Raw genomic sequence first — 14300 nt, 5'->3', positions numbered from 1 at the left:
CTCACTGCGCCAGGCCGGCGATCCGCTTGGCCAGTTTTTCGGTGAGCGCCGGACGGTCCAGGGGTCCCAATTGCCGAAGACGGGCGCGGCTGGGCTTCTCGAGCGTGGCCATGCCGTGCATGCCCACCCAGAGCAGGAAGGTATCTTCGTGCGGATCCGCGCTGGTCGACAAGCCGGCCGCGACGCAGTCCCGCAAGGCGTCTTCGATGCGAACGAAGATGCTGATGGCTTGCGGGGCAAAGCCGTTGGCCGCGGTCATGAATCGGTAGCGCGACCGATATGCCCACCCGTACCGGACGTACGCCAGGCATCCGGACACTAGCCGCGCTTGCGGTGTTTGTTCCTTCGACATGGTCTTGGCCACCGTCGCATCGAGGTCGGCGAAGCTACGCTCCAGGACGGCGTCGAGAATGTCGCGGAGATCGCGGAAATGCGGGTAGATCGACGGGGCGCTGATTCCGGCTTGGCGGGCTATGCCTCGCAGGGTCACCGATGCGGGATCCTCAGCGGCATCGACCAATGCGCTCGCGGCGACGACGATGCTGTCGCGCAGCTTCTCGCCCTCCCCGCGCCGGTTTCGGCCACGCGGCACCTCGCTCATACCTTGACCCGCTTTCCATCTTCGTCAGGGCAGTTGCGCCGCAAGTCTAACGGTCGTAAGCTAACGGACGTTAGGTTACCATCTGTTAGTTTACGGTTGTTAGACGATCCGGCATTGCAGGAGCCCGCCGGGTGAACCCTCACACCAGCTCGACCCCGCCCGACATCGTCGGACTCGAACCGTTCGACGAGGCTGATCGCGCGGCCATCACCCGAACACTGACCCGGCTCTTCGCCGGGTTCGCCCACCGCGACGCCGGCCTGTTGACGGACGTCTACGCCGACGACGCGGATTGGATCAACGCGTTCGGCACGGTGCGACGGGGCAGTGAGCACATCACGGCTTACCTGCGGGGCCTGTTCGCCGACAAGAACTTCAACGACGGACGCATCGTCATCGGCCTCGGTGCACGGTGCGCCGGCTCGACCGAGACCATGCGCTGATCCACGCGCACCTGCAGATCGAAGGCCAGGGACTCGTCGCAGGGATGGTGTGACTCTCGACGGGTCGAAGATTCGGAAGCCTTGTGGCAAGTGAAGCCGGAGCGCTAGTGGGCTATAGTCAGCACATGCGACTGCACATCACCGTCGATGACGAGCTCGTTGCCGAGCTCGATCGGCGGGCCGGAAGCAGGCGACGCAGCGCATTCATTGCAGAGTTGATTCGCCGCGGACTCGATGACGAGCGGCGATGGGACGATATCGAGGCAGCGCTCGGGGCGATCGCCGACGAAGGCCACGAATGGGATGACGATCCCGGTGAATGGGTCCGCCGCCAGCGCTCCGACCGACGTCGCGTCGGCTGACGTGGCAAGGATCCTGCTCGACTCGACCGTGCTTATCGACGCTCTACGTGGCCGTCCGGCCGGCGAGCGCCTACGCGCTCTGCGTCGCCAAGGTGACGAGCCCTGGACTTGTGCGATCTCGATCGAGGAGATCTGGCGCGGACTGCTTCCCGGCGAAGAAGCCGTAGCACAACGGCTGGTGCGCGGCCTACGGTGTGCACCGTTGGGTCCGTCCGAAGGAATTCGCGCTGGACGGTGGCGCCGCCAGTTCGCCGGACGAGGGATCACACTTCACCAGGCCGACTGCCTGATTGCCGCAGCCACCGCCGGCATCGATGCCCGCTTGGCCACGGGCAACCCCGCTGACTTCCCCATGGACGACATCACAGTCGAGCACTGGCCCGTCGGGCGCTGAAGCGTATTCGCCAAGGACACGACTGCGGCACCCGACATATGTGCACTGCCAGGAGCCTGCGCCGGCAGACGCAGCGCGCAGGTTGGCCCGCGCACATCGAAGCGCCCTCGCAGTCCCGGCTGGCGGCTTCAGCGGCTACCGATTGTTAGCTGAGCTGAACCGGCGTCCGCCCTACAGCACCGCATGGTCAGCCGCGAGTTGTGACAACCCCGTGCCAATTTCACTGTCGACGCAGAAAGCCGCGGCTCGACCAAAATACCCTGTGACCTGCTGAAGTAAGTGGTGGCAGGTACAGGATTCGAACCTGTGAAGCTTTCGCGACGGATTTACAGTCCGCTCCCATTGGCCGCTCGGGCAACCTGCCGCCTAGCAGGTTACAACGACCGGGTAGACAAAGCACAAAAGGGTATCGGAAGAAGGGACGGACCGTATGGCGGACTCATCGTTCGACATCGTCAGCAAGGTTGACCGGCAGGAAGTCGACAACGCGCTCAACCAGGCGGCCAAGGAGCTGGCCACGCGATTCGACTTCCGCGGCACCGACACCAAGATCGCGTGGAAGGGTGAGGAGGCCGTCGAACTGACCTCGTCCACCGAGGAGCGCGTCAAGGCCGCCGTCGACGTCTTCAAGGAAAAGCTGATCCGCCGCGACATCTCGATGAAGGCCTTCGATGCCGGCGAGCCGCAGGCCTCCGGCAAGACCTACAAAGTCACCGGCGCCATCAAGCAGGGCATCAACAGCGAGAACGCGAAGAAGATCACCAAGCTGATTCGTGACGAGGGACCCAAGACCGTCAAGACCCAGATCCAGGGCGACGAGATTCGCGTCACCAGCAAGAAACGCGACGACCTGCAGGCCGTGATCGCGATGCTGAAGAACGCAGACCTCGAGGTTGCGCTGCAATTCGTCAACTACCGATAGGCCCGAGCCGCATCGAGCGTGACGTCACTGCGGGATCAGACGCCTTGGATCCAAGCGGTGGCGTCACGCTCGTCGTGCATTCGCTTCGTGCGGTATCCTGGAAGTGCATGAATCGAACGCAGGAGCCGTGTGCATGACCCCCGTCAAGACCCTGGACGAGCTGACCGCGGCGGATCGGCGCCTCCGCGAGAGCGCTCAGGCGGTGGGCGCCGCCTTGTCGTCGGTCGCGGTGTACACCGAGCCGGCGGTTGCGCGCGCGGTGCAGGCCGAACAGAACCTCTACGCCCGAATGGAGGCCGAGTTCGGCTTGCTGACCAGCACCGAAGCCGGCAAACGGATGGGCTCACGATCCAGCGCGCCACGCAATCTGGCCACCACCGCACACCGCAACAAGGCGCTGGTCGCCATCCGGCGCGGCAACTACCTCGCCTACCCGGGGTTTCAATTCGGGGCAGACGGCAAACCCCTGCCCGCCATCGAGCGCTTGCGTGACGTCGCGGAGACCAACGGCTGGTCGGAGACCGGCCTGGTGCAGTGGCTGTGCGCACCCACCACCTATCTGGATGGGGACCGCCCGGTGGATCACCTGCTCACCGAACCCGACCGGGTCGTCGCGGTGGCGGCGGAGGCCATGGCCGTGTCTTGGTAAGGCGGCCGCCGGACCCGTTCGAGCCGGCCACCGCGACCCTGCCGGCCGGGCAGCTGCTCTATCGCGTGCTCTCGTCGTCGCGCACCGCCACCGACTTCAACCCCGGCATCGGCGCGCCGACGCGGTTCGGCTTCTTCGGCACGCCGGTGGTGCCGATCATGTACGCCGCCGAGACCGAAGACGCGGCCATCGCCGAGACGCTGCTGCACGACATCCCGGTGTCGGGCGGCGTGCTCCCCTACGACCAATACGCCGACAAGGTGCTGGTGCGGCTGAAAGTGACCCGCCGGCTGCAGGCCGGGGTGCTGCACGGCACCGGCCTGCGCCGTCTGAAGGTGACCGCCGCCGAGCTCACGTCCAGCCCGGCGTCCAGCTATGCCAGCACCGTGTTGTGGGCCGAAGCGGCCCATGATGCCGGCCTGGACGGGCTGGTGTGGATGTCCCGGCAATGCAACGACGCCAAGGCGTACGTGTTCTTCGGCGACCGGTGCGCGGGTGCTGTGACGCAGGATCGCACCCATGCCCGGATCTTCGCCAGCCCGGCCGACCAGATCTGGCTCATCGACCGCTGCGCGCCCCTGCACGTCGACGTGCTCATGCGGCCTGCCTGAGATACCGCCAGCTGGCCCGACCAACCGGTCGGTGCCTACTCTGGTGAGCAATACCCGAATTCAAGCGAGGTTTGGCATGACCGTGAGCCCCCGAGAAGCCATCGACACGGCCTACTTCGACGTCGTCATCGTCGGTGCCGGGATCTCCGGCATCGGCGCGGCCTACCGGCTGCTGCAACGCAACCCCCAACTCAGCTACGCGATCCTGGAGCGGCGCGAACGGATCGGCGGCACCTGGGACCTGTTCCGCTACCCGGGGGTACGCTCCGACAGCAGCATCTTCACCCTCAGCTTTCCCTACGAGCCGTGGACCCGGGAAGAAGGCGTGGCCGACGGCGAGCACATCCGCGAGTACCTGACCACCACCGCTCACAAGTACGGCATCGACCGCCACATCCGGTTCGGCAGTTATGTCTTGGCAGCAGACTGGGATTCGGCCACCGACACGTGGACGGTCACCTTCGAGCAGGGCGGCGTCGCACAGCAATGCTGCAGCCGGTTCGTGTTCTTCGGCAGCGGTTACTACAACTACGACGAGGGCTACACCCCCGACTTCCCCGGCATCGAGCAGTTCGGCGGCACCGTCGTGCATCCACAGCACTGGCCGGACGACCTGGACTACACCGGCAAGAAGGTCGTGGTGATCGGCAGCGGGGCCACCGCCGTCACGCTGATCCCGTCGATGGCCGAAAAGGCCGCCAAGGTGACCATGCTGCAGCGCTCGCCCACTTACCTCATCTCGGCGTCCAAGTACAGCAGGTTCGCCGCCGCTGCTCGTAAAGTACTGCCCTGCAAGACTTCTCATTTGGCCATCCGGATGTACAACGCGCTGCTGGAGGCAGTGCTGTGGTTCCTGTCCCGCAAGACGCCGCGACTCATGAAGTGGCTGCTGCGCCGCACGGCGATCAAGAACCTGCCCGCCGGCTACGACGTCGACACCCACTTCAAGCCCAGCTACAACCCGTGGGACCAACGGCTGTGCCTGATTCCCGACGCCGACCTCTACACCGCTATCGCCGACGGGCACGCCGACGTCGTCACCGACCACATCGACCATTTCGACGCCACCGGCATCGCGCTCAAGTCCGGCGAACACCTCGATGCCGACATCGTCGTCACCGCCACCGGCCTGCAGCTGCAGGCACTGGGCGGCGTCAAGATCAGCCTGGACGGCGTCGAGATCAATCCCTGTGACCGCTTCGTCTACAAGGCGCACATGCTCGAAGACGTGCCCAACCTGTTCTGGTGCGTGGGCTATACGAATGCGTCCTGGACGTTGCGCGCCGACATGACGGCGCGGGCGACAGCAAAGCTGTTGGCGCACATGGCCGCTCACGGCTACACCCATGCCTACCCGCACCGCGGCGACGAGCCGTTGACCGAAAAGCCCTCCTGGGACATTCAGGCCGGCTATGTGCTGCGCTCGCTGCACGCACTGCCCAAATCAGGCACCAAACGGCCGTGGAATGTGCGGCAGAACTATTTCGCCGATGCCCTCGACTACCGGTTCGACCGCATCGACGAGGCGATGGTGTTCGGCCGTGCCGCCGACCGGGCGGCAGTAGCGGGCTAAAAGCGGGCTAGAGGCCGGTTAAAGGCCGGTTGCCGGTGGGCTGAAGGCGGGCTAAGCGGGTTTCGCCGATTCGCCGGCCGGGATTTTCCTGCCGCAGTTCGGGCAGAACTTCTCGGCAGGGTGAAGCGCCGCTCCGCAGTTGGCACAGAAGTGCGGCTCACTCGACGGTGCGGGAACAAGACCCAGCGGCCGGACCGTGCCGGTCGCCCGCGGTGGCCGCGCATCCGCAGCGGTGGCTTCCGCGGCGGCTTCGGCGTGTCTTTCGGCTTCGGCTTCCGCTTCGGCGATAGCTTCGGCTTCGGCTTCCGCCTCGGCCATGGCTTCGGCTTCGGCTTCGGTGCGACGCTGCCGACGGCTCTTGCGCACCATGAAGGTCACCCAGCCGCCCACCGTGAGCAGCAGCAAGACGCCGCTTACCGTGTACCACACCGGTTTTGATCGAAGAAACACCGGCGCGTCACCGTACTGCTGACGTAGGTTGGCCGCGCTCGTCTTGAGATCGGCCACGCCCGGATAGTCGGGTGACAGCGCCAGGGCCTGGTCGAAGTCGTAGATCGCGTCGCTGTACTGGCCCGAGAAATAGTGGTTGAGCCCTTGACGGTAGTACAGGTCGGCGGGCCCGAGCATCGGCTTGACACCCTTGCCGGCCAGTAGCGCCGCGAGACTGTCTGCGGGCGCGATGAAGTTGAACGGCTGCGGCTCGCCGACGGGGCCGAAACTGTTCACGCCGATCACCTTGCCGTTGAGTTCGACGGTCGGGCCGCCGCTCATGCCCTCGGCGACGGGGGCGTCGATCTCATAGATCGGACTCGATTCCATGGTCGACTTCTTGCTCACCTTGCCGCTCTTGTTCGTCGGGTCCAGCGACATACCGGTGACCCGTTGAGTCGTCTCGGGGAAACCCACCGCCAGAACCGGTGCCCCGATGCTGACGTCGGCGTCGGTGCCGAGCTCCGACGACGGCAGGTTGTGCTTTTGCACCTTGAGCAGCGCGACATCGCCTTTGCCCATCGGCCGGAAGTCCACGACGGTGGCCGGGAGCTTCTCGGCGAGCTTCGTCCCGGTTCCGTATCCCAGCATGAGGCTGATCTCGGGCCCCCGATCGGGGGTCTGACCTTCGACGCGCGCATTTTTGGTGAGCCAGTCCAGCGTCGCGGCGGGGTTCTGGCCCGCGGGCGAGTTGGGAAGCTGAGTCAGGAATTCCGTGACGGCGCGTTTGAGGATCAGCTGTTTGGCCGTCTGCGGATCGACGCAGTGACCTGCGGTCGCCACCCAGCCGTCGGGATTGACGACAAAACCCGTGCAGGTCCACGTCGCCGTGAAGGGAATACCCGAACCTTCGCCGAGCGCCGACAGCAGCTGGCCGTCGGGCAGCCGGACCTGACCGTGAGCCTGGGCCGCAAGGTACATGACGGCCGGCCGGATCATCGCCGCCGCTCGTTGTTCCGGGTTAGCCTGCGGGCGACCGCCGTCGGCGAAGGCAATACCCGGCGACCCGGCCAGCAGCGCCAACGCGGCCGCGATCAGCAGTACGAACGTCCGGACGCAACACGACGGCAGATACCTCTCGCGCGGCCGGCTCGCTCGTCGCGCCATGATTCCTCCTCGATAGAACAGCTATCTTTCACGATCCCGGCGTGGTCGCCCCGGCGGGTAGGGACCGAAGTCCCATGCTCGGAGGTCGTTGGTTTCGACTTCGTCTCGGGGCCGCGGGCGGCGATCAACCGCTGTCAAATGTCGGGCTACCGCAATAGGCTGTGCCCCATGGCAGCTGCGAAGCGCGAACCCAAAGTCGTTGTCCTCGGTGGCGGTTCCTGGGGGACCACGGTGGCGTCCATTTGTGCACGGCGAGTGCCGACGTTGCAGTGGGTGCGCTCGGCGGCGACCGCAAGCGACATCAACGACAATCACCGCAATAGCCGCTATCTCGGCAACGACGTGGTGCTCAGCGAGACCCTGCGCGCCACCACCGATTTCTGCGAAGCCGCCAACAGCGCAGACGTCGTCGTGATGGGAGTGCCCTCGCACGGCTTCCGGGGTGTGCTCACCGAGCTGAGCAAGGAACTACGGCCCTGGGTACCGGTGGTGTCCCTGGTCAAGGGGCTCGAGCAGGGCACCAACATGCGGATGTCGCAGATCATCGAGGAGATCCTGCCCGGTCATCCGGCGGGCATCCTCGCCGGTCCCAACATCGCCCGGGAAGTCGCCGAGGGCTACGCGGCCGCGGCGGTCCTGGCCATGCCCGATCAACATCTGGCCACCCAGCTGGCAGCATTTTTCCGGACCCGCCGCTTCCGGGTGTACACCACCGATGACGTCATCGGCGTCGAGATGGCCGGGGCGCTCAAGAATGTGTTCGCCATCGCGGTCGGCATGGGCTACTCGCTGGGCATCGGCGAGAACACTCGAGCGCTGGTGATCGCCCGCTCGTTGCGCGAAATGACCAAACTCGGTGTCGCGATGGGGGGCGACACCGAGACCTTCCCCGGACTGGCCGGTCTGGGTGATCTGATCGTCACCTGCACCAGCCAGCGCAGCCGTAACCGCCACGTCGGCGAACAACTGGGCGCGGGCAAGCCCATCGACGAGATAATCGCGTCGATGAACCAGGTAGCCGAGGGTGTCAAGGCGGCCAGCGTGGTCATGGAGTTCGCCAACGAGTACGGGCTGAACATGCCCATCGCTCGTGAGGTCGACGCCGTGATCAACTACGGCTCCTCCGTCGAACAGGCCTATCGGGGCCTGATGCTCGACGAGCCCGGACACGAGGTGTACGGCTCAGGGTTCTAAAGCATGGCGTTCCACCTAGTCAGCGCCCATCGCATCCGAAATCTGCGTTCGGTATGCGCGCTGCGCGCCAGCTTGACCCCTGTTGAGCTGCCCGAATACTGTCAAGGGCAGTGGCGGGCGCCTGCAGAATACCTTCAGCCGAATGTATTCGCCGGTGCGCCAACGATTTACGAATAGGTGACCAAGTAGTGCGGGGGCCGTTGTCGGACCGTCCCCCGCAATGCCCAGACGGGGGAATGACCGATGCAGCCCAGCGAACCACCCAGCCAGGCCCCGGACAAGGGCCCGCCAGTGTCGCGGACTGACCGACTGCGATCGATCATCCGGCACGACTTGCCCTCGTCGCTGGTGGTCTTTCTGATCGCACTCCCGCTGTCGGTGGGGATCGCGATCGCTTCGGACGCACCGGTGCTCTCGGGCCTGATCTCGGCAGTCGTCGGAGGCATCGTCCTCGGAATCATCGGCGGGTCGCCGTTGTCGGTGAGTGGTCCGGCGAACGGGTTGATGGTCGTTACCGCCGGTCTCGTCGCCCAGTTCGGTTGGCGGGCGACGTGTCTGATCACCGTGGCCGCCGGTGTCCTGCAGCTCATCTTGGGGCTCAGCCGGATTGCCCGAGCGGTACTGGCGATCTCGCCGGTCGTCGTGCACGCGATGCTGGCCGGCATCGGCATCACGATCGCACTTCAACAAACGCACGTCCTGCTGGGCGGGGAGTCGCACAGCACATCGTGGGAAAACGTCGTTCAGTTGCCGGGACAAATCATCGGCGCACACAAGCCCGGAATGTTTCTGGGTGTGTTGGTGATCGCCATCATGGTCGCCTGGCGCTGGGCCCCGGCCAAATTGGCTCCCATTCCGGGTCCGCTGGTCGCCATCGTGACGGCAACCATTATCTCCGTGGTGTTTCCGTTCGACTTGGCCCGGATCACCCTCACCGGGTCGCCGCTGGACGCGTTCCAGCTGCCGGCCCTTCCCGAGGGGAAGTGGGGAGCCTTCGCGGTCAGCGTGCTCACTGTTGCCTTCATCGCCACCGTCGAGAGCCTGCTGGCATCGGTGTCTATCGACCGGATGCATCCCGGGGCGCCCACCAACTTCAACCGCGAGTTGACCGGACAGGGCGTCGCAAACATCACCTCCGGGATGATCGGCGGCCTCCCGATCGCCGCCGCCATCGTCCGTAGCTCCGCGAATGTGCAAGCGGGCGCCAAGAGCCGCGCCTCGACGATCATGCACGCCGTCTGGATCCTCGTCTTCACGCTGTTTTTTGCCGGGCTGATCCAGCAGATCCCCACCGCCGCACTTGCCGGCCTGCTCGTTTTCGTCGGGATCAGGCTGCTGCAGCCCGCCCATATCGAAACCGCCATGCGAAACGGGGACCTGGCCGTCTATCTGGTGACCGTCGTCGGTGTCGTATTCCTCAATCTCATGCAGGGCGTGTTGATCGGACTCGTCCTGGCCATCGCGCTGACCGCATGGCGGGTGATGTGGTTCAGGATCCATGCCCAGCCCGCCGGTGACGAATGGCACGTAGTCGTTGAAGGGGCGGCCACCTTCCTCTCCCTGCCCCGGCTGACCCAGGTGCTGGCGTCCATTCCCGCCGGCAAGACGGTCAACGTCACCATGTCGGTCATCTACCTCGATCACGCCGCGCATCAGGCGATCGCCGACTGGCAGCGACGGCATCAGGCGACGGGAGGGGTGGTGCACATCCATGGCGGGGTCCATACCGGCCACCGCGCTCGTCGGGCGATGGACGACCTCGTCGACGCCGAAGGACCCGAAACGGCGGCATAGCGAGGGGCTTGAGAGCGAAGGCCGGAATATCGCCGGCTTGTGCCAGGCCAATGCATTCGGGCTTGAGAGCGTCGGCGCGGCCACAAAAATTTGCGTTCGCTATGCAGCTAGCGCGTCCGGTTGACCCTTGCTTCGCCGGCAAAATACCGTCGAATTCCGGAGCCAACGGGCGCCTGCCTCGAACATTGGAGTTTGGGCAGATTTAACTGCCTGTGCGCCAATCATTTACGACTACGTTACGTAATTCGGGGCGGGATCATCGGAACGTCCCCCACGGAAACGAGGGAGCTACCGATGCAGCACACAAAATACCGCGGCAAGCCGTGTCTTGACCGCAGCGATCGGCTTGACCCGGGTAGCCAAGACATCGTTTCGCGCCAGGTGGCGCAGTCGCGAACCGATCGAGTTCGATCGGTCATCCGCCACGACCTGCCGTCTTCGATTGTTGTCTTCCTGGTTGCGCTGCCGTTGTCATTGGGCATCGCCATCGCATCCGATGCGCCGGTACTCGCAGGTCTGATTGCCGCGATCGTCGGGGGAATCGTCGGCGGAGCTATCGGCGGATCACCGCTGCAGGTCAGTGGCCCCGCTGCCGGGCTGACCGTGGTGGTCGCCGATCTTATCGCCCAATTCGGTTGGGGATTAACCTGTTTCATCACCGTGATCGCCGGGCTCATGCAAGTCTTGTTGGGGCTCAGTCGTGTTGCCCGGGCCGCCCTAGCCATCTCGCCCGTGGTCGTGCATGCGATGCTGGCCGGCATCGGGATCACCATCGCGCTTCAACAAACGCACGTGCTGCTCGGCGGCGAGTCCCATAGTTCGGCCTGGGACAACGTCGTTGAGCTGCCCGCGCAGATTCTGGGTGCGCACAAGCCCGGAGTGGTGCTCGGCCTACTGGTGATCGCCATCATGGTCGCCTGGCGCTGGGCCCCCGCAAAGGCAGCCGCCGTTCCCGGTCCGTTGGTCGCCATCGTGGCGGTCACCGTCGTCTCGGTAGTGTTTCCGTTTCACGTGTCGCGGATCGTGCTTGAGGGTTCACTGCTGGATGCACTGCAACTTCCGGTAATTCCGCACGGAAACTGGGGTGCCGTCGCTATCGGGGTCATCACGGTCACACTTATCACCAGCGTCCAAAGTCTGCTGACGGCGGTCGCGACGGACAGGATGCACAGTGGCGCGCGGTCCCAACTGGACCGCGAGCTGATCGGGCAGGGCGCCTCGAACATGGTGTCGGGAGCGATCGGCGGCCTCCCCATCGCCGGCGTCATCGTCCGCACGTCCGCAAATGTCAAGGCAGGAGCCAAGACTCGTGCGTCGACGGTCTTGCACGGATTCTGGGTGATGTTGTTTGCGCTTCCGTTCGCAGGTCTCATCGAACTGATTCCCAGTGCCGCGCTCGCCGGATTACTGATCGTCATCGGAATTCAGCTACTTCAGCCGGCACACATCGAAACCGCGGTCAAAACCGGCGATTTCGCCATCTACCTGGTAACCATTGTCGCCGTCGTGTTCCTCAATCTCCTGCATGGGGTGATGATCGGGCTTGTTCTGGCCATCGCGATGACCGGATGGCGGGTGATACGGGCCAAGATTGACGCTCACCCGATTGGCGACGAATGGCGTGTGGTAGTCGAGGGTACCTGCACCTTCCTGGCGCTGCCCCGCCTGACGCAAGTGCTGGCCGCCATCCCGCAACGCACCACAGTCACGCTTCATATCGCGGTCAACTACCTCGACCACGCAGCGCACCAAGCGATTACGGACTGGCAGCGTCAGCACCACGCCACCGGCGGGAATGTGCACGTCCATGGTGGCCTGACGAGGGGCCATTCGTCGCGGAAGGTACCACTAATCGAAGGGGAAACGCCCGAAGCTGCCGGCTGATTGACGATCCGCCGGATTCGTGCATATGCACGCGCGGTCCGGCATTCATCAGGGGCCGCTCCGCGCTCCCCAAGACAATAGGCCTCCGCGAATCTGATCGTGCGGGTGCTGGCGTATTCGAAATGGTGCACGTGCCCACATCGAATTGGCTCTCCCGGGAAATAGGACACCGCTAACATTAGAAGGGAAGCAAAACCGTGCCACCAATAAGCTCGTTATTCTCGGTGTCGGCGTCGGCGGACTCAGCGTCATCAAAGAACTCACCGAATCCGGCGTCCTCTCGATAATCTCGACATCACCGTCATCGACGAAGACTTCTCCCACTATCTGGGCTTCACCCTGCCATGGGTGATGCGCGGCTGGCGCGGCCAGGCCAGCGTGCCCATTCGCCCCACCCCCGACGCACTGCCCGGGCTCACGACCATCACCGGCTCAGTCGGCAGCATCGACCCCGTCGCGCGCACCGTCACACTAGCCCGAAGTTCCCCCTGCTGTGTTGACGAATGGGTGCTGACCTGCGGTTTTGGCTTGTTCACTGACTACATGTAGCCCAGGCGGTGGGTGAGGCCGAGGAGTTCGAAGGCTCGTCGCTGCAGTGGGGTGGGGGTGGTGAGTTTGGTGAATGTTGGCATGTCGTCGGCGGGTTGAATGTGGTTGGCGCAGATGGTTTCCAGGTCGGTGAGCAGGCTGGTGAAGCTGTGCACTGGGGTGCCGTCTTGGGTATGTTTGCGGGCGGCCTTGGCTAGTGCGGCATCGGAGCGTTGGGCCGCGGCAACGGGATTGGTGCGTGTGGCGGCGGCGGCGGGTTTGTCGTGGTCGACAAACAGGATCGGGGCCAGGGCTTGTTTCATGTGCCAGCTGATGTAGTAGGACAGCATCCGCAAGAACATGTGGGCGCGGACCCGGTCGGCGAGATGGTGGCGGATGGGGCGCACGTCGAGTTCGCTGTTGCAGGTGCGGAAGAAGCGTTCGACGTCTTCGAGTCCCTTGTAGCGCAACACGACGTCGCCCGCGACGAGGGTGTCGGCGGGCAGGCTGGTGCGTATCACGTAGATGCCGTCGAGGGCGGCCTCGGCGGCGATGCTGTCTTGGTTGCGGGTGTAGGTGAACGTCTCGTCGGTGATCTCGGTGTGAAAGTGCTTGGCCATTTTGTAGTGGTTGATCACCTTGCCCACCTTGAGCGCGATCTTGTCTTGGCCGCGCAGCGGGCGCCGTGCTCGGGTGGTGGCGGCGGCGATGAGGGCGAGCTGTTTTTCGGTGGCGGCCAACAAGTCTTGGCGTTTGCGGGTGCGCTGGGCGCCCAGGACCGGGTTGTGGCAGCACATCAGCCGCTCCCCGGGAAAGTCTGGGGAGGTGATCTCGACGAGGTCTTGTTGGTCGAACAGGGTCAGCTGCAGCGCGTCGGCCTCGACGAGGGCCTTGATCTGCGGGGCGCGCAGCGCGGTGATCCAATCCAGCTCGGCGGGGCGCAGCTCATCGCGGATGCGCGCGCAGGTGAGCATGCCGCGGTCCCCGATCAAGCAGACCCGGGTGAGCCCGAAGCGTTTTTTGAGCTTGGTGATCTGGGCGCTCAGGGTTTTCGGGTCGGCGGTGTTGCCGTCGAACACCTCGATCGCTATCGGTATCCCGGCGGTGCTACACAGCAGCCCGTAGACGATCTGCGGCCGGCCTTTGACCCCGTCGCGGGCGTGCCCGATCTTGCCCAGCGGGCAGGTGTGGCCCTCAAACGCCGCCGAGGACACGTCGTAGAGCACCAGGGTGCCGTTGGCCAAATGCCGTGCGGCCAGCTTGGTTTCGATGGCGTCCTTGCGCTGAAGCACCCAGTCCATCGCCGCATAGAGGTCATCCTCATCACAGCCGGACACGCCCAGCACGTCACCGAGAGAGCTGGTCGCGGTCTCAGAACGCAACCCGCGCGCCACCGCCAGCTTGGAGCCTGGGTCGATCACCTGGGCCACCAACATGGCGGTCACCAGATTCCGCCGCCGCGAGGGCGCCGGGTCGATCAACTCCTCCACGCCGAGTGCCCGCGCGGTGCCCAGCACCGCGGCCACGTGCCCGTGCGGCAGGCTGCGGGTGATCTCGAACGCCTCGGCCAGCTCCACCGTTGGCGACAGTCCCTTAAGCACCCGCGATAGCGCATCCACCTTGGGCGCCGGCCAGCGGGTCAGGTTGGCCAGGGTGCGGTTTTTCACCTTTCCGCCTTCGCGGTAACTTTCCCGCAGCAGGATCGCCGGCGGTGACCCCCGGTTCGGCACCCGCGCCACGTACATGTCT

13 protein-coding genes, 1 tRNA gene and 1 pseudogene are annotated in these 14300 nt (G+C 64.9%); 11 read left to right on the top strand and 4 right to left on the bottom strand.

The window, feature by feature from the left end:
* Position 1 precedes the first annotated feature (1 nt).
* Positions 2-601 (bottom strand): TetR/AcrR family transcriptional regulator, encoded by a 600-nt coding sequence (locus EET10_RS04005; protein WP_036398566.1) that lies wholly within the window; start codon positions 599-601, stop codon positions 2-4.
* 131 nt (positions 602-732) lie between these two features.
* Here EET10_RS04005 and EET10_RS04000 point away from each other — a divergent pair, with 131 nt between their 5' ends.
* The 3 genes from EET10_RS04000 (at position 733) to EET10_RS03990 (ending at position 1800) form a co-directional block, all read left to right on the top strand.
* A complete protein-coding gene (locus EET10_RS04000) occupies positions 733-1044 on the top strand; it encodes a YybH family protein (RefSeq protein WP_036398568.1) in 312 nt (103 codons plus the stop codon).
* 125 nt (positions 1045-1169) lie between these two features.
* Complete coding sequence (locus tag EET10_RS03995; RefSeq protein WP_036398570.1) at positions 1170-1406, top strand: hypothetical protein; 237 nt, start codon at positions 1170-1172, stop codon at positions 1404-1406.
* Position 1407: 1 nt separating this feature from the next.
* The gene (locus EET10_RS03990; protein WP_036398572.1) at positions 1408-1800 is read left to right on the top strand and encodes a PIN domain-containing protein; all 393 of its coding nucleotides are present in this window, start codon (positions 1408-1410) and stop codon (positions 1798-1800) included.
* Between the two features lie 280 nt (positions 1801-2080).
* Here the strand turns inward: EET10_RS03990 and EET10_RS03985 are convergent.
* Positions 2081-2164, bottom strand: a tRNA-Tyr gene (locus EET10_RS03985).
* Between the two features lie 66 nt (positions 2165-2230).
* Here EET10_RS03985 and EET10_RS03980 point away from each other — a divergent pair.
* The 4 genes from EET10_RS03980 (at position 2231) to EET10_RS03970 (ending at position 5555) form a co-directional block, all read left to right on the top strand.
* On the top strand, positions 2231-2722 hold the full coding sequence (locus EET10_RS03980) for a YajQ family cyclic di-GMP-binding protein (RefSeq protein WP_036398574.1): 492 nt from the start codon (positions 2231-2233) through the stop codon (positions 2720-2722).
* Positions 2723-2855: 133 nt separating this feature from the next.
* Positions 2856-3371, top strand: coding sequence for a hypothetical protein (locus EET10_RS29455; RefSeq protein ID WP_036398579.1), 516 nt, complete (start codon positions 2856-2858; stop codon positions 3369-3371).
* The gene (locus EET10_RS03975) at positions 3365-3982 is read left to right on the top strand and encodes an RES family NAD+ phosphorylase (protein WP_051490208.1); all 618 of its coding nucleotides are present in this window, start codon (positions 3365-3367) and stop codon (positions 3980-3982) included. The genes EET10_RS29455 and EET10_RS03975 overlap by 7 nt, the downstream gene beginning before the upstream one ends.
* 76 nt (positions 3983-4058) lie before the next feature.
* Positions 4059-5555, top strand: coding sequence for a flavin-containing monooxygenase (locus EET10_RS03970; RefSeq protein WP_036398580.1), 1497 nt, complete (start codon positions 4059-4061; stop codon positions 5553-5555).
* A 51-nt stretch (positions 5556-5606) separates the two neighbouring features.
* On the opposite strand, the gene EET10_RS03965 is transcribed toward EET10_RS03970, so the two are convergent.
* A complete protein-coding gene (locus tag EET10_RS03965; RefSeq protein ID WP_122501912.1) occupies positions 5607-7151 on the bottom strand; it encodes a trypsin-like peptidase domain-containing protein in 1545 nt (514 codons plus the stop codon).
* Between the two features lie 168 nt (positions 7152-7319).
* On the opposite strand from EET10_RS03965, the gene EET10_RS03960 reads away from it, so the two are divergent.
* From EET10_RS03960 to EET10_RS30115, 4 genes and pseudogenes are all read left to right on the top strand, one after another.
* Positions 7320-8345 (top strand): NAD(P)H-dependent glycerol-3-phosphate dehydrogenase, encoded by a 1026-nt coding sequence (locus tag EET10_RS03960; protein WP_099188645.1) that lies wholly within the window; start codon positions 7320-7322, stop codon positions 8343-8345.
* Positions 8346-8588: 243 nt separating this feature from the next.
* On the top strand, positions 8589-10139 hold the full coding sequence (locus tag EET10_RS03955; protein WP_081260787.1) for a SulP family inorganic anion transporter: 1551 nt from the start codon (positions 8589-8591) through the stop codon (positions 10137-10139).
* A 294-nt stretch (positions 10140-10433) separates the two neighbouring features.
* On the top strand, positions 10434-12023 hold the full coding sequence (locus EET10_RS03950; RefSeq protein WP_081260786.1) for a SulP family inorganic anion transporter: 1590 nt from the start codon (positions 10434-10436) through the stop codon (positions 12021-12023).
* Positions 12024-12240: 217 nt separating this feature from the next.
* Positions 12241-12545, top strand: a pseudogene (locus tag EET10_RS30115) (NAD(P)/FAD-dependent oxidoreductase); the annotation flags it as partial.
* A gap of 17 nt (positions 12546-12562) precedes the next feature.
* Here EET10_RS30115 and EET10_RS03940 read toward each other — a convergent pair.
* Positions 12563-14296 (bottom strand): IS1634 family transposase, encoded by a 1734-nt coding sequence (locus tag EET10_RS03940; RefSeq protein ID WP_036398586.1) that lies wholly within the window; start codon positions 14294-14296, stop codon positions 12563-12565.
* Positions 14297-14300: the final 4 nt, after the last annotated feature.

Source organism: Mycobacterium pseudokansasii, from assembly GCF_900566075.1.
GTDB classification, from domain to species: Bacteria; Actinomycetota; Actinomycetes; order Mycobacteriales; family Mycobacteriaceae; genus Mycobacterium; species Mycobacterium pseudokansasii.
This window is presented reverse-complemented; position numbering and strand designations above follow the sequence as displayed.